Source organism: Tsukamurella pulmonis, from assembly GCF_900103175.1.
GTDB lineage: Bacteria > Actinomycetota > Actinomycetes > Mycobacteriales > Mycobacteriaceae > Tsukamurella > Tsukamurella pulmonis.
In genome coordinates, this window is the sequence record NZ_FNLF01000002.1 from 4,063,101 (window position 1) to 4,079,733 (window position 16,633).

Here is a 16,633-nt window from a genome sequence, read left to right on the forward strand (position 1 = left end):
GTCTCGGGCCGCTGGGGTGAGAGCTCGGAGGTCGACGTGTTCGTCCCCCGCGCGGCACTGTCAGGCTGCCCGCGGGTGCACTCGGTGGGGTGGCGGGGCGGGGACTCAGGCGGCGGTGAGGGCCTCGAGGGCGTGGCCGTCGGGAGAGCGGAAGTAGACACCACGACCGCCGAAGCGGTGGTTGACCTCGCCGACGCCGGAACCGTCGGGCTGCGCCCAGAAGCCGAGGCCCCGCTCGGTGATCCGCGCGAAGATCTCGTCGAACTCCTGCTCGGAGACGAGGAAGGCGTAGTGCTGCGGATGGATCGGCGCGGCCACGGTCATGACGTCGAGGACCACGTCGTTGGCGAGGCGCACCTGCTGGAAGTGGCCTCCCCCGACGTCCACGGGATCCTCGAGACCGAGCAGTTCGGTGAGGAACCGCGCGGTCTCGAGGTTGTCGGTGGCGGCGACGATGGTGTGGTTCAGTTCGATGCTCATACCCCGACGCTAGGACCTCAAGCGTCGTTCATGTCAATGGCTCACGACCGTATCTGGGCGCCGACGAAACGCAGCACCGCGTCCCAGAAGACCTCTGCGGCCGCACCGTCGAACTCCTCGGGCAGTGAGGGATCTGTGAAGAGGTGACCGGCCCCGGGGTACTGCAGGAATTCGCCGACCGCGCCCGCCTCCGCCACCGATCGCAGTACCGATTCCACCGAACCGGGTCGACGGAAGGGGTCGTGCAGCGTGTAGTGCAGCTGGGCCGGCACGCCCTGCGGCCAGTGCGGACGACATGAGCGCCGGGTACCCGACCCCCTCCGCGTACGCCGAGGCCTCGTCGTACGAGTCGAAGACGCGGCCGTCGTACTGATCGATGACGTGCACGGTGTGCCCGGCGGCGCGGAGCCGCTCCGCGGCGAGCCGGACACCCTCCCGCACGCCGAGCACGGAGTGGAACAGCGCGACGGTGCTCACGACGCGGTCCAGCGGTGGCCGTTCCAGTTGGCGAGGCGCTCGGTGGGGCCGGCGCCCTCGCGCGGCTCGACGACGGGGCCGAAGGGCATGTCGCCGCCCCGGACGTCGGCGGGCAGCACGGACTTCACCACCGCGAGCACGCCCTCGGGCACCGCCGGCTCCGGGAATTCGGCGGGCTGTCCCGTCGCGACCGCGAGGTCCCAGCCGTGCACAAGGGTCTCGTTGACGTACATGCCCAGCGCGGCGAAGCCGGGGACGACGCCCCAGGGCACGGTGACCTCGCGGTCGAGCGGGGCGGCGTCCCACGCCGCGAGCGCCCGCTCGCGCAGCGCCCCGTAGGTGGTGGCGTCGTACTCGTCGGCGAGGAAGGGCTGCCCCTCGACGGTGGCGACCTCGGCCAGCGCGACGGAGCGCATGCCGACGGCGTTGAGGTGCCGCGCGAGCGTGCGGACGTCGAACTCGTCGCACGGAGTGGGGTCGGCGAGCTGGCCCTCCGTGACGCCGGCGAGCAGGGACTGCATCCAGGCGGAGACGGCGGCGTAGGCGGGGCGGGGATCTGTGGCTGCGTTGGTCATGGGAACGATTCAACCGGCCTAACATGACACCTTCTGTCACGTTTGTTTGGGAGTCTTGAGGCATGCGCGCCGACCGCCTCCTGTCCGTCCTCATGCTGCTGCGCCACCGCGGCACCATGACGGCTGCGCAACTCGCCGCGGAGCTCGAGGTCTCGACCCGGACCGTGCTGCGCGATGTCGAGGCGCTCGGGACCGCCGGCGTCCCCGTCTACACCGACCGCGGCCGCGGCGGCGGCATCAGCCTGCTCCCCGGCTACCGCACCGACCTCACGGGCCTCACCCTCGACGAGGCGAAGGCGCTGCTCGCCGGGGCGCCGGACTCCCCCGCGTTCGCGAACGCGATGCGCAAGGTCGCCGCGGCGCTGCCGGAGGCGCACCGTCGGGAGGCGACCGCCGCCGCCCAGCGGATCCATGTGCGCCCCGACGGTTTCGCCCGCGCGCCCGAACCCGACCCGTTCCTCGGCGAATTGCAGCGCGCCGTGATCGACGGGCTGCGCGTGCGCGCCGTCTACCGACCGCGGGGCGGCACCGCGGCGGAACGGGTGCTCGACCCCGTCGGCCTCGTGCACGCCGGGCAGGCCTGGTACCTGATGGCCCTGCGCGACGGCGAGCGGCGCACCTACCGCACGTCGCGCTTCTCGAGCGTGACAGTGCTCTCCGAGCCCGCGCGGCGTCCCGCCGAGGTGGACCTCGCCGCCGAGTTCGAATCCTCCCGCGCGTCCTTCCGGTCCGGGCACGAGGGCGTGCGGGTGTCCGTCAGCGCGGACGAGTACGGCTGGACCAAGCTGGCCGTGTTCGGCACGATCGTCACGCCGCCCGGGCCCGACGGTGCCGGCGTCCTCGCCTTCAGCGACGTCGGCCGCGCGATCTGGACGCTGTGGAGCGCGCTGCCGCATGTGCGCGTGCACGGCCCGTCCGACATCCGGGACGTGCTGCGCGCCAAGCTCGCCGAGGCGTCCGTCGCGCTCGACGAGTAGGTCAGCGCGGAGGCAGGACGATGACCTACACCGACGAACCAGTGCCTCACGGCACTGAAGATGCCGTCAGGTCAGGGTGACCGTGACCGATGTGCCCTTCGGCCCGCTCGTGGCGACGGCGCGGCCGGTACGGTCACCGTCGGGGAAATGGAGCGTGAGGTCGGCGCCCTCGCCGGAGAAGTTGCGCCACCACTGCTTCTGTTCGGGCAGGGCGACGCCGATCACGACCTCGTCGCCGCGGCGCTGGTAGGCGACCGGCAGGGAGAAGTGCTTGCCCGACTTGCGGCCCGTGTAGCTGATGGTGACCATCGACTTCCCCAGCGCCGGCCCCACGACGGGCAGGGACAGCAGCGGCGTGAAGACGGCGTTGAACAGCTTGGCCGAGCGCTGGAAGAGGTTCATGCTGCCAGGCTACGCAGATCCCCGTGCGCGGCCACCGAGTTTCCCGGCGTCTGGGCATACTGGTTCCATGAGGACGATTCTGAACATCATCTGGCTGGTGTTCTGCGGGTTCTGGATGGCCGTGGGTTACGCGGTCGCCGGGATCATCTGCTGCCTGCTGATCGTGACCATCCCGTTCGGGCTGGCGTCGTTCCGCATCGCCAACTACGCGCTGTGGCCGTTCGGGCGGACCGTCGTGGACCGGCCGGACGCGGGCGCGGCCTCGCTGATCGGCAACATCATCTGGCTGCTCGTCGCGGGGATCTGGCTGGCCATCGGGCACATCGTCACCGGCATCGCACTGTGCCTGACCATCATCGGCATCCCGATGGCCGTCGCGAACTTCAAGATGATCCGCCTCTCACTGCTGCCGCTGGGCAGCGAGATCGTCCCGGCCTGAGCGGCTACGCGCCGGCACCGTCCTGCGCCATCGCCCGCCGCAGGAAGCCCTCGACGCCGGCGATGTGCACCGTGGCGCAGGCGCACGCCACGTCGGCCTGCCCGGCGACCAGCGCGTCGTAGATCTGCCGGTGCTCCTCCATCGTGCGCGAGCGGGCCCCGGACTCGTCGTAGCCACGCCAGATCCGCGCTCGGAGCGTGGGCGCGGACAGGCCGGCGATGAGGGCGCGCAGTACCGGGTTACCGGAGGCCTCCGCGATGGTCTGGTGGAAGAGGATGTCCTGCTGCACAAGAGTTTCCACCGAGGCATCGGGCCCGCCGAGCGACAGGGTCCGCTCCAGCACCGCGAGCTTGTCATCACTGATCCGATGGGTGGCCATCGCGGTGGCCGCGGGCTCCAGTATCCGCCGCACCTCGAAGAAGTGCAGCACCGAATCCTCCTGCTGGAAGTCGACGACGAAGCCCATCGTATCGAGCAGCAACGTGGGTTCGAGACTCGTGACATAGGTCCCGTCGCCCTGCCGGACGTCGAGAATGCGCAGCATCGCCAGGGCGCGGATGGCCTCCCGCAGGGAGTTGCGCGAGAGCCCGAGCCGGGCGGCCAGGTCGGCCTCGCGGGGCAGGCGGCTGCCCGCGGGCAGCTCGCCGTCGGTGATCATGGCCTTGAGCTTGAGGATCGCGTCATCGGTCCGCGAGATCCGGCCGGCACCGTCGTTGGTCGACATCGGTCAAGGATACCGGCGCGAAGGCCGGATCGGCCTCATGACGTGGCCTCCAGGGCCGCCCACAGCTCCTCCGGCGGCGGGGTCCGCAGCAGGCCGAGATCGGTGCGGACCTCCCCCGGCGAGCGCATCCCGACCAGCACCGTACGCACCGCGGGATGCCGGAGCGGGAAGTGCACCGCGGCGTGCGGCAGCGTGGTCCCGTACTCGCGGCACAGCGCCGCGAGGCGGCGCGCCCGGTCGAGGATCGCCGGTGACGCGGGGAGGTAGTCGTAGGTGGCGTCGCTCCCGGGTTCCGCCGAGGCACTGATCCCGGAGTTGAAGACGCCACCGGCGGCGACCGAGACGTCCCGCTCCAGGCAGGCCGGGAGCAGGTCCTCGGCGGCACCGCCGTCGAGCACCGTGTACCGGCCCGCGACGAGAACGACGTCCAGATCGGTCTCCCGCACGAACCGGGTCAGCATCGCCGACTGGTTCATCCCCGCCCCGTACGAGGAGATCACGCCCTGCCGGCGCAACTCGTCGAGGGCGGGGAACGCGCCGTCCATCGCCGCGGCGAAGTGCTCGTCGGGATCGTGCACGTAGACCACGTCGATGTGGTCGCGCCCCAGCCGGCGCAGGCTCTCCTCGATCGATCGCAGGACGCCGTCGCGGCTGAAGTCCCACACCCGCTCCACGTCGGCCGCGACGGCGAAGCCCTCGGAATCCTGTGCGACGGTGCCGGTCCCCGGTCGCAGAACCCGGCCGACCTTGGTGGAGACGACGACATCGGACCGGTCCCCCAGCGCCGTGCCGAGCCTGCGCTCCGAGAGGCCCAGGCCGTAGTGCGGCGCGGTGTCGAAGTAGTCGATCCCCTCCGCGAGGGCGGTGTGCACGGCGTCCGTCGCCTCGTCGTCGGCGACCTCGGCGTACAGGTTGCCGATCGCGGCGGCACCGAAGGACAGCGGGGCCACGCGCAGTCCCCCGCGTCCGAACGCGCGGTCCACTGCGCGCGCCGTGCTCATCGCGGAGCCGGAAGTCGGAGGCCGCTCATGCCGCCGTCGACGGCCAGCGAGGTGCCGGTGGTGGCCGACGCCGCGGGACCGAGCAGGTAGCAGATCGCCCCTGCCACTTCGGCATCCGTGACCAGACGTCCCGTGGGCTGACGTTGTCGCAGGTACTGCACCTCCGCCTCGGGGTCGGCGGCCGCGTCCAGCAGCCGTCGCACCCACGGGGTGTCGACGGTCCCCGGATTCACGCAGTTGAACCGGATGCCCTCGCGCACATGATCGGCCGCCATCGCCCGGGTCATGGCCTCGACCGCCCCCTTGGACGCGCTGTACAGGGCACGGCCGGGCAGCCCCGCCGTCGCGGCGATCGAGCAGGTGGTCACGACGGCGGCGTTCGGCGACCGTCGCAGGTGCGCCAGTGCCGCCCTCGTCACCCGGACCGAGCCGAGGACGTTCACGTCGAGCACTCGCCGCCACTCCTCCAGCGTCCCGTCCTCGACGGTGCCCTGCGCACCGATCCCGGCGTTGCTCACCACTCCGTCGATCCCGCCGAGGGACTCGGCGGCGGCCGCCACCGCCCCGGCGACCGACTCGTCGTCGGCGACGTCGCAGGCGATGCCCACCGAACCGGGCGGCGCATCACCGGGATTCAGGTCGAGCACCGCGACCTCCGCTCCCCGCGCCATCAGCTCCTCCGCCGTCCGCCGCCCGATGCCCGATGCCCCGCCGGTCACCACGGCCCGGAACCCGGCGAACTCGTCCGCGTTGCTCATTGTGCTCCCTTCCAGGCCTCCCCGTCGGGGAAGCCGAACCACGCGAGCGACTCCGGCCGGATCTCGGCCGAGAAGCCGGGCGCCGAGGGTGCCGCGTAGGCCCCACCGACGATGCGAACCGGGTCCACGAAGTGCTCGTGCAGGTGGTCGACGTACTCGATGGTGCGGTCTTCGAGCGTGCCCGACACCGCGACGAAGTCGAACATCGCAAGGTGCTGCACCAGCTCACAGAGCCCGACACCACCCGCGTGCGGGCAGACCGGAACACCGAACTTGGCGGCCAGCAAGAGGATCGCGATGTTCTCGTTGACTCCGGCGACGCGGGTGGAATCGAGCTGGAGGACGTCGACCGCCTCGGCCTGCAGGAGTTGCTTGACCAGCACCCGACTGTGCGCGTGTTCACCGGTCGCGATGCGGACCGGCGACACCCGCCGGCGGATCGTGGCGTGCGCGAGCACGTCGTCGGGCGCGGTCGGCTCCTCCACCCACCACGGATCGAAGGGCGCGAGCCGCTCGATCGCCGCGACGGCGTCGGCGACGTCCCACCGCTGATTGGCATCGACGGCGATCCGCACGTCACCGCCGACCGCGGCGCGCGCCAGCGCGAACCGGCGGACGTCATCGTCGATGTCGGCCCCGACCTTGAGCTTGATCTGCGTGAAGCCCTCGGCCACCGCCTCCTTCGCGAGCCGTTCCAGCTTCGCATCGGAGTAGCCCAGCCAGCCGGGCGAGGTGGTGTAGCCGGGGTACCCCTCGGCGCGCAGCAGCTCCGCCCGCTCCGCCCGCCCGGGCTCCGCCGCCCGGAGCAACTCGAGCGCCTCCTCGGGGGTGAGAGCGTCGGTGAGATACCGGAAGTCGACGAGTTCGACGATCTCCTCGGGGCGCAGTCCGCCGAGCAAACGCCACAGCGGCAGGCCCTCTCGCTTGGCCCGCAGATCCCACAGCGCGTTCACCACCGCACCGATCGCCATGTGCATGACGCCCTTCTCGGGGCCCAGCCAGCGCAGTTGCGCGTCGTGGACCAGCTCACGCCACATGCCGCCGAGGTCGGCGAGGGTGGCCGCGACGTCGCGCCCGAGGACGTACAGGGCCAGCGCCTCGATCGCGGCGCGCTGCACGTCGTTGCCGCGACCGATGGTGAACACGAAGCCGTGCCCCTCGAGGCCGTCGCCGGCATCGGTGTCGAGGATCAGGTAGGCGGCGGAGTAGTCCGGGTCGACGTTCATGGCGTCGGAGCCGTCGAGCTCCGCGGACGTGGGGAACCGCACGTCGAGTGTGCGGAATCCGGTGAACACGGCGGACATCAGGCCTCCTCGAGCACGGATCGGTGGCCGCCGAGCAGATCGATGTGCGTCTCGATCACGTCGCCGCGCCGCAGGTAGGGCTTCGGATCGGGGTACCCGAAGGCGACCCCGGCCGGCGTGCCGGTGTTGATCACGTCCCCGGGTTCGAGAACCATGAAACGACTGAGGTAGCGGACGATCTCGCCCACGCCGAAGATCATCTGCGCGGTGTTCGCCTGCTGGCGGACCTCGCCGTTGACCGCGAGCCGGATGTCGAGCACCTGCGGATCCGGGATCTCGTCGGCGGTGACCAGTTCGGGACCGAGGGGGTTGAAGGTCTCGCAGTTCTTGCCCTTGTCCCAGGTGCCACCGCGGTTCATCTGGAAGTCCCGCTCGGAGACGTCGTCGGAGACCGTGTAACCCGCGACGCAGGAGAGACCCTGTTCGGCATCGTCGAGATACCTTGCAGTACTGCCGATCACGGCCGCGAGCTCCACCTCGTAGTCGGTGGCCGCCGAGCCTCGCGGGATCAGCACCGCGTCGTGCGGGCCCACGATCGTCGCCGAGGTCTTGAGGAACACCACCGGCTCCGCCGGCTCCTCGTGCTGGGTCTCCTGCGCATGCGCGAGGTAGTTCACCCCGATGCACACGATCTTGCCGGGCCGGGAGATCGGCGCGCCGACTCGCATACCCGCGATGTCGATCTGCGGCAGCCGATCCCCGTCGAGGGCGTCGGCCAGCCGGGCGCGCGCCTCCCCGATCGTCGCGGGTTCGTACTCGTGAACGACGGACGAGGCGTCGAACCACCGGCCGTCTCCGGAGGAGACGACCGGGCGCTCCGCCCCCGGCTCCCCCACTCGTCGCAGTCTCATCGGCGTCCTTCCGTGCTCAGTGCCAGATTCTCGGCTGATGCCGAATCCTTTTCCCGCCAGTACTCTTCGATCTCCTCCAGCGACTTCCCTCGGGTCTCGGGGACGAATCTCCAGACGTACGCGGCGCCGAGGAGCGAGAGCACCGCGAACAGGAGGAACGACGTCGTTCCCACCGCCTCCAGGAAGCTGGGGAACCACCGGGAGGAGACCGCGTTGAGCAGGTACTGCGTGAAGGTGATCACCCCCATCCCGAGAGCGCGGGCGCGCAACGGCAGCAGCTCCGGGCAGATCAGCCAGAAGACCGGGCCCAAGCCGAAGCCGAAGGCGAAGGTGTACAGGAAGACACAGCCGATCGCGAGGACCGGGACATCGGGGAACAGGGCGACCCCGACCGTGGGCAGCACTTGACCGAGCAGGCTCGCGATCAGCAGCGGTTTGCGGCCCATCCGATCCACGAGCGGCAGCGAGATCGCCGTCGACAGCACCAGGGCGATGCCCACCATGTAGTTGGCGACGGTGCCGGCGGAGCCGTTGCCGGTGTGCTCGAAGATGATCGGCGCGTAGTACACCACCGAGTTGATACCGGTGAAGACCTGGAAGAAGGTGAGGACGAGCGCGATCGTCAGGGCGGGGCGATAGAGGCCGGTGAAGAGCTCCCGGAAGCCGGCGGACTGCTCGTGCAGGCTCTGTTCGATCTCGCGGCTCTCCCGGCGCGCCTCCCCGGCATCGCCCCGGAGCCGTCCGAGGACCGTCTCCGCCCGGGCGACCTCACCGCGCATGATCAGCCACCGCGGGCTCGCCGGCGCGATCACCATGCCCACCATGAAGATCAGTGCCGGCACCGCGCCGAGGCCGAGGATCCACCGCCACTGCCCCGAGGGTGTGAAGGCGCTCCCCACGACGTACGCGGCCAGAATGCCGACGTTGACCGAGAGCTGATACAGCGCGGTGAGCGTGCCGCGCACCCGCTTCGGCGCGAGCTCGCTCAGGTAGATCAGGCCGAACTGGTTGGCGATGCCGCAGGCGAAGCCGAGGACCAACCGGGACACCGTCAGCGTGGTCACGTCGGGCGCGAGGGCGCAGCCGAGCGAGCCGGCGATGAACAGTGCGCCGCAGAGGATCAACAGGTGCCGCCGGTCGTACCGGCGGGCGGCCAGGGTCGCGGCGATGATCGCGGGAAGCGCTCCGAAGAGCAACATGCTCGTCAGGAGCCCCTGCCCATCGGCGTCGAGACCGAACTGTGCGGTGATGAGCGGGAGCGCCCCCGACATCGACCCGGAGTCGTAGCCGTAGAGGATCCCGGACATGCCACCGAGCACTGCGATCGCGTACACCACCCGCGGGATCGGCGTCGTTGTGTCGGGAGTCACAGAATCCGACTGTAAACATCGGAGGTCTCTGGGTCAACCGCCTGCGTTCATCCGTCGCCGAGTCGTACAGTTGCAGAAAGTACCGCTCAATGATCGGAGGACTCATGCGCCGCCAGGTACCGAAGGTGCGAGATCTCGCGCCGCTCATGCGCGTCAGGGCGCCCCGGTTCGACCGCCGCACCGCCCGGCTGGAGGATGCGCAGACCATCGGGGATCTGCGCCGGATCGCTCAGCGGCGCACCCCGCGCGCCGCCTTCGACTACACCGACGGCGCCGCGGAGGCCGAGCTCTCGCTGGCCCGGGCGCGGCAGGCCTTCGCCGACATCGAGTTCCACCCGCAGATCCTGCGCGACGTCGCCGAGGTCGACACCGCGCGCACCGTGCTGGGCGGCCCGTCTGCCCTCCCGTTCGCGATCGCCCCCACCGGCTTCACCCGGATGATGCAGACCGAGGGCGAGCTGGCGGGCGTGCGGGCCGCCACCCGCGCCGGCATCCCGTTCTCCCTGTCCACCATGGGGACCGCGTCCATCGAGGAGGTCGCTTCCGCCGCATCGGACATCGCGCCCGCCGGAACCCGCGGGAGACAGTGGTTCCAGCTCTACATGTGGCGCGACCGGGACCGCTCGATGGCGCTGGTCGACCGCGCCGCGAAGGCGGGCTACGACACACTGCTCGTCACCGTCGACGTCCCCGTCGCCGGGGCTCGACTGCGGGACAAGCGCAACGGCATGACGATTCCGCCCGCGCTCACCCTGCGCACCATCATCGACGCGGTGCCGCGCCCCCACTGGTGGATCGACTTCCTCACCACCGAGCCGCTCTCGTTCGCCTCGCTGGACCGCTGGTCGGGCACCGTCGGCGAACTCCTGGACTCGATGTTCGACCCGACCGTCGACTACACCGATCTGGCGTGGATCACGGAGCAGTGGCCGGGCAAGGTGGTGGTCAAGGGTGTGCAGACGCTCGAGGACGCGCGCCGCTGCGCCGAGCTCGGCGTCGACGGCATCATCCTGTCCAATCACGGTGGGCGCCAGCTCGACCGGGCCCCCGTTCCGTTCCACCTGCTTCCGGCGGTCGCCGCGGAACTCGGCGACTCGACGGAGATCCTGCTGGACACCGGCATCATGTCGGGCGCCGACATCGTCGCGGCGATCGCGCTCGGTGCGCGCAGCACGCTGGTCGGCCGCGCCTACCTGTACGGCCTCATGGCGGGCGGCGAGGCCGGCGTGGAGCGCGCGATCACCATCCTCGGCGACGAGGTGCGTCGTACGATGCGGCTGCTCGGCGCCAACTCGCTCGACGAGCTCGGCCCCGGCCACGTCACCCAGCTGACTCGCATGCAGCCGCTCCCCCGCCCCGGCCAGGAGGTCCGCCGATGAGCGAGACGATCGCCCTGCACACGCGCCTGCGTGCCGGCGCCGAGGAGCAGTACGACCGGGTGCACGCGATGATCCCCGCCGAGCTCGACGGTGCGCTGCGGGAGGCGGGTGTGCGCTCGTGGCGGATCTGGCGCGACGGCCGGGAGCTCTTCCACCTCGTCGAGGTCGACGACTACCGGGCGATGCGGCACCACCTCGCCGACCACCCCGCGAACGTCCCCTGGCAGGCGCGGATGGCGGAACTGCTCGAGGTGGAGGACGACTACTCCGGCGACGACCGCGGCATCCCGCTGGTGTGGGCGCTGCCGTCGGATCGATGATCGTCGACGCGCACCATCACCTCTGGGACCGGACCCGGGACGACCACGGCTGGCTCGATGCGCCCGGGCTGGAGGCGATCCGACGCGATTTCGGCACCGACGACCTCGCGGCCGCGGCCGCCGGAGCGGTCACGACGACCGTCGCCGTCCAAGCGCTGCACTCCTCCGCCGAAACGCACTCGCTGCTCGCGGCCGCCCGCCCCGTCGCGGGTGTCGTCGGCTGGGTGGATCTCGCCTCGTCGCGCTGCGACGAGCGGCTCAGTGCTCTCGTCGCCGGCCCCGGCGGCGAGAAGCTCCGTGGCATCAGGCATCTCGTCCAGGACGAGCCGGATCCGCAGTGGCTGCTGCGCCCTCGCGTCGCCCGCGGGCTGCGTACCGTCGCCGACCGTGGACTGGTCTTCGACCTCCTCGTCCGGCGGCCGCAGCGGAGCGCCGGCCTGGAGTCGGCGCGCTCGCTGCCCGACGTCCCGTTCGTGATCGATCACGCCGGGAAGCCGGACATCGGCGCCGGCGAGTGGGATGCGTGGGCGGCGTGGATCGACGCGATGGCCGCGTTGCCGAACGTCACCTGCAAGTTGTCGGGACTGGTCACCGAGTGCCCACCGCGGCGATGGAGCCGCGCCCTCATCGCACCGTACGCCCGGCACGTGCTCGACACCTTCGGAGCGGACCGCGTGCTCTTCGGCTCCGACTGGCCGGTGTGCCTGCTGCAGGCGTCGTACGCGCAGGTGCTGGAGCTGACCGTCGACCTGCTCGACGGCGCCTCCCCCACGGAACGCGACGCGGTGCTCGGCGGGACGGCCCGGCGGGTGTACCGGCTCTGAAACGGGCTCTCCCCTCCGGCGCGGCGGGGGCAGGCGCAACGGAGGGGAGAGCGAGTAGGCCGCCCACAGGCGGCCGGGTCTAGGCGCCGAGAACGGCCTTGCGCAGGTCGGGGCGGCGCAGGAACATGGCGACCCAGATGAGCACGCCCACGTACACGCCCGAGAGCACGAAGCCGGCGATCGGCTGCTCGGCGCGGAGGTTGATCGCGACGGCGCCGCCGAGGTAGCCGGTGAGATAGATCGCGCCGATCACCGCGGTCCGCGGGATGGTCCACAGGATCACCCCGACGAGGAGTACCAGCCCGATCACGAGGATGTGCTTCTCCTGGAAGCCGAGCTTGAGCGTCCCGTCGATGACGGCCTGCGGCTCGGTCAGCTTGCCCACCACGTCGAAGACCAGGAACGCCCAGATCAGCACGGTCAGCACCATGCCCGCGATCCAGGACTTCGATCGTCCCGCCCACGGCTTCGCGGCGGACGGTGCGGTGGCGGTCGCGGCGGTCATGGCAGCTCCTCGGTTCCGTGTTCACGGCGTGAACATCAGGCAATGTTCACACCGTACACACGGGTGATCTGCGCGTCAACAGCTGCGACCGCGCCGGCTCGCGCGGAGATTCCTGCGGTTTCCGCGGGCGGATCGCAGGCCGCGGCCGCGGAAACCGCAGGAAACGTCTCGCGGGCCCGCACGCCGCTCCGATCCGCTGCCGAAACCCGGGCCCACCGCACACCGTCGGACATGAAAACGGCCCCCGACCTGCATACGCAGATCGGGGGCCGAGTTCAGGACCGATTACCGGTAGCCGTCGGAGAAGCCGTAGTCGTCGAGCGGCACCGCGGCGCCGGACGGGGCGCCGAACGCACCCTCCGGGCCGTAGTACTGGTCGTCGAAGGTCGGCACCGAGTACGCGGCCGCGCGGGCCTCCTCGGTCGGCTGCACCTGGATGTTCCGGTACTTGTTGATGCCCGTACCGGCCGGGATGAGCTTACCGATGATGACGTTCTCCTTGAGGCCCACCAGCTTGTCGGAGCGGGTGTTGATCGCGGCGTCCGTGAGCACGCGGGTGGTCTCCTGGAAGGAGGCCGCCGACAGCCACGAGTCGGTCGCGAGCGAGGCCTTGGTGATGCCCATGAGCACCGGCCGGCCGGCCGCGGGCTCGCCGCCCTCGGCCACGACGCGACGGTTCTCGGACTCGAACTCGGAACGCTCGGTGAGCGAGCCGGGCAGGAACTCCGTGGAACCCGAGTCGATGATCGTCACGCGACGCAGCATCTGACGGACGATCGTCTCGATGTGCTTGTCGTGGATCGACACACCCTGCGACCGGTACACCTCCTGGACCTCGTTGACCAGGTGCACCTGCACCTGACGCGGGCCCATGACGCGCAGCACCTCGTGCGGATCGGCAGCGCCCTCGAGGAGCTGCTGGCCCACCTGCACGTGGTCACCGTCGGCCAGCAGGCGCTCGGTGCCGTCCTCGTGCTTGAACACGCGGAGGCGCTGGCGCTTGCTGATCTTGTCGTACACGACCTCTTCGCTGCCGTCGTCCGGCGTGATGGTGATCGTGTAGAACCGGTCGTCGTCCTCCAGGCGGATGCGGCCGGAGACCTCGGCGATCGGGGCCTTGCCCTTGGGGACACGGGCCTCGAACAGCTCGGTGACTCGCGGCAGACCGCCGGTGATGTCGTCACCGACGCCACCCTGGTGGAAGGTACGCATGGTCAGCTGGGTACCGGGCTCACCGATCGACTGCGCGGCGACGATACCGACGGCCTCGCCGATGTCGACGAGCTTGCCGGTCGCCATCGAGCGGCCGTAGCAGGTGGCGCAGACACCGGTGCCGGTGGTGCAGGTGAGCACGGAGCGCACCTTCACCTCCGCGATGCCGGCCTCGAGCAGCGCCTCGATCTGGGGGTCGCCCAGGTCGTGACCGCGCTCGACCACGACGGTGCCGTCCTTGGCCACCGCGTCCTCGGCGATCGTGCGGGCGTACGCCGAGGTCTCGACGTGCGCGTCGCGGATCAGCGAACCGTCCGCCTGCACCTCGGCCAGCGGCACGACGATGCCACGGCTGGTGCCGCAGTCGGTCTCACGGACGATGACGTCCTGCGAGACGTCCACCAGACGACGGGTCAGGTAACCCGAGTCGGCGGTGCGCAGCGCGGTATCGGCCAGACCCTTACGAGCACCGTGGGTGTTGATGAAGTACTCCAGCACCGTCAGGCCCTCGCGGAACGAGGACTTGATCGGACGCGGGATGAACTCACCCTTCGGGTTCGTCACCAGGCCCTTCATGCCGGCCAGGTTGCGGACCTGCGTCAGGTTACCGGTGGCGCCCGACTTCGGGATCATGATGATCGGGTTGTCGGCGGGGTAGAAGTCGTCGATCGCCTTACCGACCTCCTCCGTCGCCTGCTTCCAGATCTCCACCAGCGCGTCGCGACGCTCACCCGAGGTGAGGGCACCGCGGGCGTACTTGCGCTCGATGCCGTCGGCGCGCTCCTCGTAGTGATCGAGGATGCCCTTCTTGCTCGGCGGAACGAGCACGTCGGACATCGAGACCGTCACGCCCGAACGCGTGGCCCAGTAGAAGCCGGCGTCCTTGAGCTTGTCGACGGTCTGCGCGACCACGATCATCGGGTAGCGCTCGGCCAGATCGTTGATGATCACGGCCTGACGCTTCTTCGGCATCTGCTCGTCCACGAACGGGTAGTCCGCGGGGAGCAGCTCGTTGAACAGCACGCGGCCCAGGGTGGTCTCGGCCGTCCAGGCCTGACCGCGGGTCCACGCACCGTCGAAGAGCTCCGCCTCGACCTCGGCCGACGGGCGCTGGTGCTCCAGGCGCACCTTGATCGGCGCCTGGATCGACAGGTCGCCCAGGTCGACGGCCATGATGGCCTCGGCCGGCGACGAGTAGACGCCGGTCTCCGGCTGATCCTTGGCGGCCGGCGTGTACGCGCCCTTCGCCTCGTCCTTCTTCGTGGTCAGGTGGTACAGACCGGTCACCATGTCCAGACGGGGCATGGCGAGCGGGCGACCCGACGCCGGCGACAGGATGTTGTTCGAGGACAGCATCAGGATGCGGGCCTCGGCCTGCGCCTCCGCGGACAGCGGGAGGTGCACGGCCATCTGGTCACCGTCGAAGTCGGCGTTGAACGCCTCACAGACGAGCGGGTGCAGCTGGATGGCCTTGCCCTCCACGAGCTGCGGCTCGAACGCCTGGATGCCCAGACGGTGCAGCGTGGGAGCACGGTTGAGCAGCACGGGGTGCTCGGCGATGACCTCTTCGAGGACGTCCCACACCTGCGGGCGCTGCCGCTCGACCATGCGCTTGGCCGACTTGATGTTCTGCGCGTGGTTGAGATCCACCAGGCGCTTCATCACGAACGGCTTGAACAGCTCGAGCGCCATCAGCTTCGGCAGGCCGCACTGGTGCAGCTTGAGCTGCGGACCCACGACGATCACCGAACGGCCCGAGTAGTCCACGCGCTTGCCGAGCAGGTTCTGGCGGAACCGGCCCTGCTTGCCCTTGAGCAGATCGGACAGCGACTTGAGCGGGCGGTTGCCCGGTCCGGTGACCGGACGGCCGCGGCGGCCGTTGTCGAACAGCGCGTCGACGGACTCCTGCAGCATCCGCTTCTCGTTGTTGACGATGATCTCGGGCGCGCCGAGGTCGATCAGTCGCTTGAGGCGGTTGTTGCGGTTGATCACGCGACGGTACAGGTCGTTCAGGTCGGACGTGGCGAAGCGGCCACCGTCGAGCTGGACCATCGGGCGCAGCTCCGGCGGGATCACCGGCACCGCGTCGAGGACCATGCCCAGCGGCGAGTTGCCCGACTGCTGGAACGCCGCGACGACCTTGAGTCGCTTGAGCGCGCGCAGCTTCTTCTGGCCCTTGCCCGAGCGGATCGTCTCGCGCAGGATCTCGGCCTCGGCGTCGATGTCGAAGTTCTCGATGAGCTTCTTGATCGCCTCGGCACCCATGGCGCCCTTGAAGTACTCGCCGTAGCGGTCCTGCAGCTCACGGTAGAGCTTCTCGTCGACGATCATGTCCTTCGGAGCGAGCTTGACGAAGGTCGTCCAGATCTCGTCGAGCTCGTCGATGGCACGCTGCGCGCGGTCGCGGATCTGCCGCATCTCCCGCTCGCCGCCGTCCTTGACCTTGCGGCGCTGGTCGGCCTTGGCGCCCTCGGCCTCGAGCACGGCGAGGTCGTCCTCGAGCTTCTTGGCCCGGTTCTCCAGGTCCACGTCGCGCTGGTCGGCGAGCACCTTCTTCTCGGAGGTGATCTCGGCCTCGAGCGTGGACTGCTCGTTGTGGCGCTGCTCCTCGTCGACCTCCGTGATCACGTAGGCGGCGAAGTAGATGATCTTCTCGAGATCCTTGGGCGCCAGGTCCAGCAGGTAGCCCAGGCGCGACGGGACGCCCTTGAAGTACCAGATGTGGGTGACGGGAGCGGCCAGCTCGATGTGGCCCATCCGCTCGCGACGCACCTTGGCGCGAGTGACCTCGACGCCGCAGCGCTCGCAGATGATGCCCTTGAAGCGGACGCGCTTGTACTTACCGCAGTAGCACTCCCAGTCGCGAGTCGGTCCGAAGATCTTCTCGCAGAACAGGCCGTCCTTCTCGGGCTTGAGCGTGCGGTAGTTGATGGTCTCGGGCTTCTTGACCTCGCCGTAGCTCCAGTTACGGATGTCATCGGCGGTCGCCAGACCGATCTTCAGTTCGTCGAAGAAGTTAACGTCGAGCACTTCTC

The 16,633-nt window shown here is 70.0% G+C and carries 17 protein-coding genes; 5 read left to right on the forward strand and 12 right to left on the reverse strand.

All coding sequences use genetic code 11. From position 1 onward, the window contains the following. Nucleotides 1–105: 105 nt before the first annotated feature. The 3 genes from BLQ62_RS19995 to BLQ62_RS20005 all read right to left on the reverse strand — a co-directional run bounded on the left by BLQ62_RS19995 (nt 106) and on the right by BLQ62_RS20005 (nt 1,532). Complete coding sequence (locus BLQ62_RS19995; protein WP_068564414.1) at nt 106–480, reverse strand: VOC family protein; 375 nt, start codon at nt 478–480, stop codon at nt 106–108. A 41-nt stretch (nt 481–521) separates the two neighbouring features. Beyond that, a complete protein-coding gene (locus BLQ62_RS24045; protein WP_068564412.1) occupies nt 522–752 on the reverse strand; it encodes a dienelactone hydrolase family protein in 231 nt (76 codons plus the stop codon). Nucleotides 753–953: 201 nt separating this feature from the next. Further along, complete coding sequence (locus BLQ62_RS20005; protein ID WP_068564410.1) at nt 954–1,532, reverse strand: TIGR03086 family metal-binding protein; 579 nt, start codon at nt 1,530–1,532, stop codon at nt 954–956. Between the two features lie 62 nt (nt 1,533–1,594). Here BLQ62_RS20005 and BLQ62_RS20010 point away from each other — a divergent pair, with 62 nt between their 5' ends. Beyond that, nucleotides 1,595–2,509, forward strand: a complete 915-nt coding sequence (locus tag BLQ62_RS20010) for a helix-turn-helix transcriptional regulator (protein WP_068564408.1) — start codon at nt 1,595–1,597, stop codon at nt 2,507–2,509. A 66-nt stretch (nt 2,510–2,575) separates the two neighbouring features. Here BLQ62_RS20010 and BLQ62_RS20015 read toward each other — a convergent pair whose 3' ends face one another. Beyond that, nucleotides 2,576–2,911, reverse strand: a complete 336-nt coding sequence (locus BLQ62_RS20015; protein WP_068564406.1) for a hypothetical protein — start codon at nt 2,909–2,911, stop codon at nt 2,576–2,578. A gap of 67 nt (nt 2,912–2,978) precedes the next feature. On the opposite strand from BLQ62_RS20015, the gene BLQ62_RS20020 reads away from it, so the two are divergent. Next, the gene (locus BLQ62_RS20020; protein ID WP_068527915.1) at nt 2,979–3,350 is read left to right on the forward strand and encodes a YccF domain-containing protein; all 372 of its coding nucleotides are present in this window, start codon (nt 2,979–2,981) and stop codon (nt 3,348–3,350) included. A 4-nt stretch (nt 3,351–3,354) separates the two neighbouring features. Here the strand turns inward: BLQ62_RS20020 and BLQ62_RS20025 are convergent, their stop codons facing one another. Genes BLQ62_RS20025 through BLQ62_RS20050 form a run of 6 tightly spaced genes read right to left on the reverse strand, consistent with a single transcriptional unit; the run spans nt 3,355 to nt 9,358 of the window. Next, nucleotides 3,355–4,074, reverse strand: a complete 720-nt coding sequence (locus tag BLQ62_RS20025; RefSeq protein ID WP_068564404.1) for a FadR/GntR family transcriptional regulator — start codon at nt 4,072–4,074, stop codon at nt 3,355–3,357. A 35-nt stretch (nt 4,075–4,109) separates the two neighbouring features. Beyond that, nucleotides 4,110–5,075, reverse strand: coding sequence for an aldo/keto reductase (locus BLQ62_RS20030; protein ID WP_068564402.1), 966 nt, complete (start codon nt 5,073–5,075; stop codon nt 4,110–4,112). Further along, a complete protein-coding gene (locus tag BLQ62_RS20035; protein ID WP_068564401.1) occupies nt 5,072–5,833 on the reverse strand; it encodes an SDR family NAD(P)-dependent oxidoreductase in 762 nt (253 codons plus the stop codon). The genes BLQ62_RS20030 and BLQ62_RS20035 overlap by 4 nt, the downstream gene beginning before the upstream one ends. Next, nucleotides 5,830–7,137 (reverse strand): enolase C-terminal domain-like protein, encoded by a 1,308-nt coding sequence (locus tag BLQ62_RS20040; RefSeq protein WP_068527900.1) that lies wholly within the window; start codon nt 7,135–7,137, stop codon nt 5,830–5,832. The genes BLQ62_RS20035 and BLQ62_RS20040 overlap by 4 nt, the downstream gene beginning before the upstream one ends. Further along, nucleotides 7,137–7,988, reverse strand: coding sequence for a fumarylacetoacetate hydrolase family protein (locus BLQ62_RS20045; protein WP_068527897.1), 852 nt, complete (start codon nt 7,986–7,988; stop codon nt 7,137–7,139). Before BLQ62_RS20045 ends, BLQ62_RS20040 begins: the two co-directional genes overlap by 1 nt. Next, entirely contained in the window at nt 7,985–9,358 is a 1,374-nt protein-coding gene (locus tag BLQ62_RS20050) for a sugar porter family MFS transporter (protein ID WP_068527894.1), read from the reverse strand. The genes BLQ62_RS20045 and BLQ62_RS20050 overlap by 4 nt, the downstream gene beginning before the upstream one ends. Before the next feature lie 104 nt (nt 9,359–9,462). Here BLQ62_RS20050 and BLQ62_RS20055 point away from each other — a divergent pair, with 104 nt between their 5' ends. From BLQ62_RS20055 to BLQ62_RS20065, 3 genes are read left to right on the forward strand one after another with little or no spacing between them, the layout of a single operon-like run. Further along, nucleotides 9,463–10,737: an alpha-hydroxy acid oxidase gene (locus BLQ62_RS20055; protein WP_082756274.1), complete on the forward strand. Its 1,275-nt coding sequence runs from the start codon at nt 9,463–9,465 to the stop codon at nt 10,735–10,737. Beyond that, nucleotides 10,734–11,057, forward strand: coding sequence for an L-rhamnose mutarotase (locus BLQ62_RS20060; RefSeq protein WP_068564397.1), 324 nt, complete (start codon nt 10,734–10,736; stop codon nt 11,055–11,057). Before BLQ62_RS20055 ends, BLQ62_RS20060 begins: the two co-directional genes overlap by 4 nt. Continuing rightward, a complete protein-coding gene (locus BLQ62_RS20065) occupies nt 11,054–11,881 on the forward strand; it encodes an amidohydrolase family protein (protein WP_068564691.1) in 828 nt (275 codons plus the stop codon). The genes BLQ62_RS20060 and BLQ62_RS20065 overlap by 4 nt, the downstream gene beginning before the upstream one ends. A gap of 79 nt (nt 11,882–11,960) precedes the next feature. Here the strand turns inward: BLQ62_RS20065 and BLQ62_RS20070 are convergent, their stop codons facing one another. Together BLQ62_RS20070 and BLQ62_RS20075 are read right to left on the reverse strand one after the other, a co-directional pair. Then, nucleotides 11,961–12,386 carry a DoxX family protein gene (locus tag BLQ62_RS20070; RefSeq protein WP_068564395.1) on the reverse strand — a complete coding sequence of 142 codons (426 nt, stop codon included), beginning with the start codon at nt 12,384–12,386 and terminating at the stop codon, nt 11,961–11,963. 285 nt (nt 12,387–12,671) lie between these two features. Next, nucleotides 12,672–16,628 carry a DNA-directed RNA polymerase subunit beta' gene (locus BLQ62_RS20075; protein ID WP_068527881.1) on the reverse strand — a complete coding sequence of 1,319 codons (3,957 nt, stop codon included), beginning with the start codon at nt 16,626–16,628 and terminating at the stop codon, nt 12,672–12,674. Nucleotides 16,629–16,633: the final 5 nt, after the last annotated feature.

Excerpts from the sequence above, each read along its gene's own strand:
- BLQ62_RS20005 (WP_068564410.1), bottom strand. The coding sequence starts at position 1,532 with ATGACCAACGCAGCCACAGATCCCCGCCCCGCCTACGCCGCCGTCTCC.
- BLQ62_RS20030 (WP_068564402.1), bottom strand. The coding sequence starts at position 5,075 with ATGAGCACGGCGCGCGCAGTGGACCGCGCGTTCGGACGCGGGGGACTG.
- BLQ62_RS20045 (WP_068527897.1), bottom strand. The coding sequence starts at position 7,988 with ATGAGACTGCGACGAGTGGGGGAGCCGGGGGCGGAGCGCCCGGTCGTC.
- BLQ62_RS20025 (WP_068564404.1), bottom strand. The coding sequence starts at position 4,074 with ATGTCGACCAACGACGGTGCCGGCCGGATCTCGCGGACCGATGACGCG.
- BLQ62_RS20055 (WP_082756274.1), top strand. The coding sequence starts at position 9,463 with ATGCGCCGCCAGGTACCGAAGGTGCGAGATCTCGCGCCGCTCATGCGC.
- BLQ62_RS20040 (WP_068527900.1), bottom strand. The coding sequence starts at position 7,137 with ATGTCCGCCGTGTTCACCGGATTCCGCACACTCGACGTGCGGTTCCCC.
- BLQ62_RS20020 (WP_068527915.1), top strand. The coding sequence starts at position 2,979 with ATGAGGACGATTCTGAACATCATCTGGCTGGTGTTCTGCGGGTTCTGG.
- BLQ62_RS20010 (WP_068564408.1), top strand. The coding sequence starts at position 1,595 with ATGCGCGCCGACCGCCTCCTGTCCGTCCTCATGCTGCTGCGCCACCGC.
- BLQ62_RS20065 (WP_068564691.1), top strand. The coding sequence starts at position 11,054 with ATGATCGTCGACGCGCACCATCACCTCTGGGACCGGACCCGGGACGAC.
- BLQ62_RS20070 (WP_068564395.1), bottom strand. The coding sequence starts at position 12,386 with ATGACCGCCGCGACCGCCACCGCACCGTCCGCCGCGAAGCCGTGGGCG.
- BLQ62_RS20035 (WP_068564401.1), bottom strand. The coding sequence starts at position 5,833 with ATGAGCAACGCGGACGAGTTCGCCGGGTTCCGGGCCGTGGTGACCGGC.
- BLQ62_RS20015 (WP_068564406.1), bottom strand. The coding sequence starts at position 2,911 with ATGAACCTCTTCCAGCGCTCGGCCAAGCTGTTCAACGCCGTCTTCACG.
- BLQ62_RS20060 (WP_068564397.1), top strand. The coding sequence starts at position 10,734 with ATGAGCGAGACGATCGCCCTGCACACGCGCCTGCGTGCCGGCGCCGAG.
- BLQ62_RS19995 (WP_068564414.1), bottom strand. The coding sequence starts at position 480 with ATGAGCATCGAACTGAACCACACCATCGTCGCCGCCACCGACAACCTC.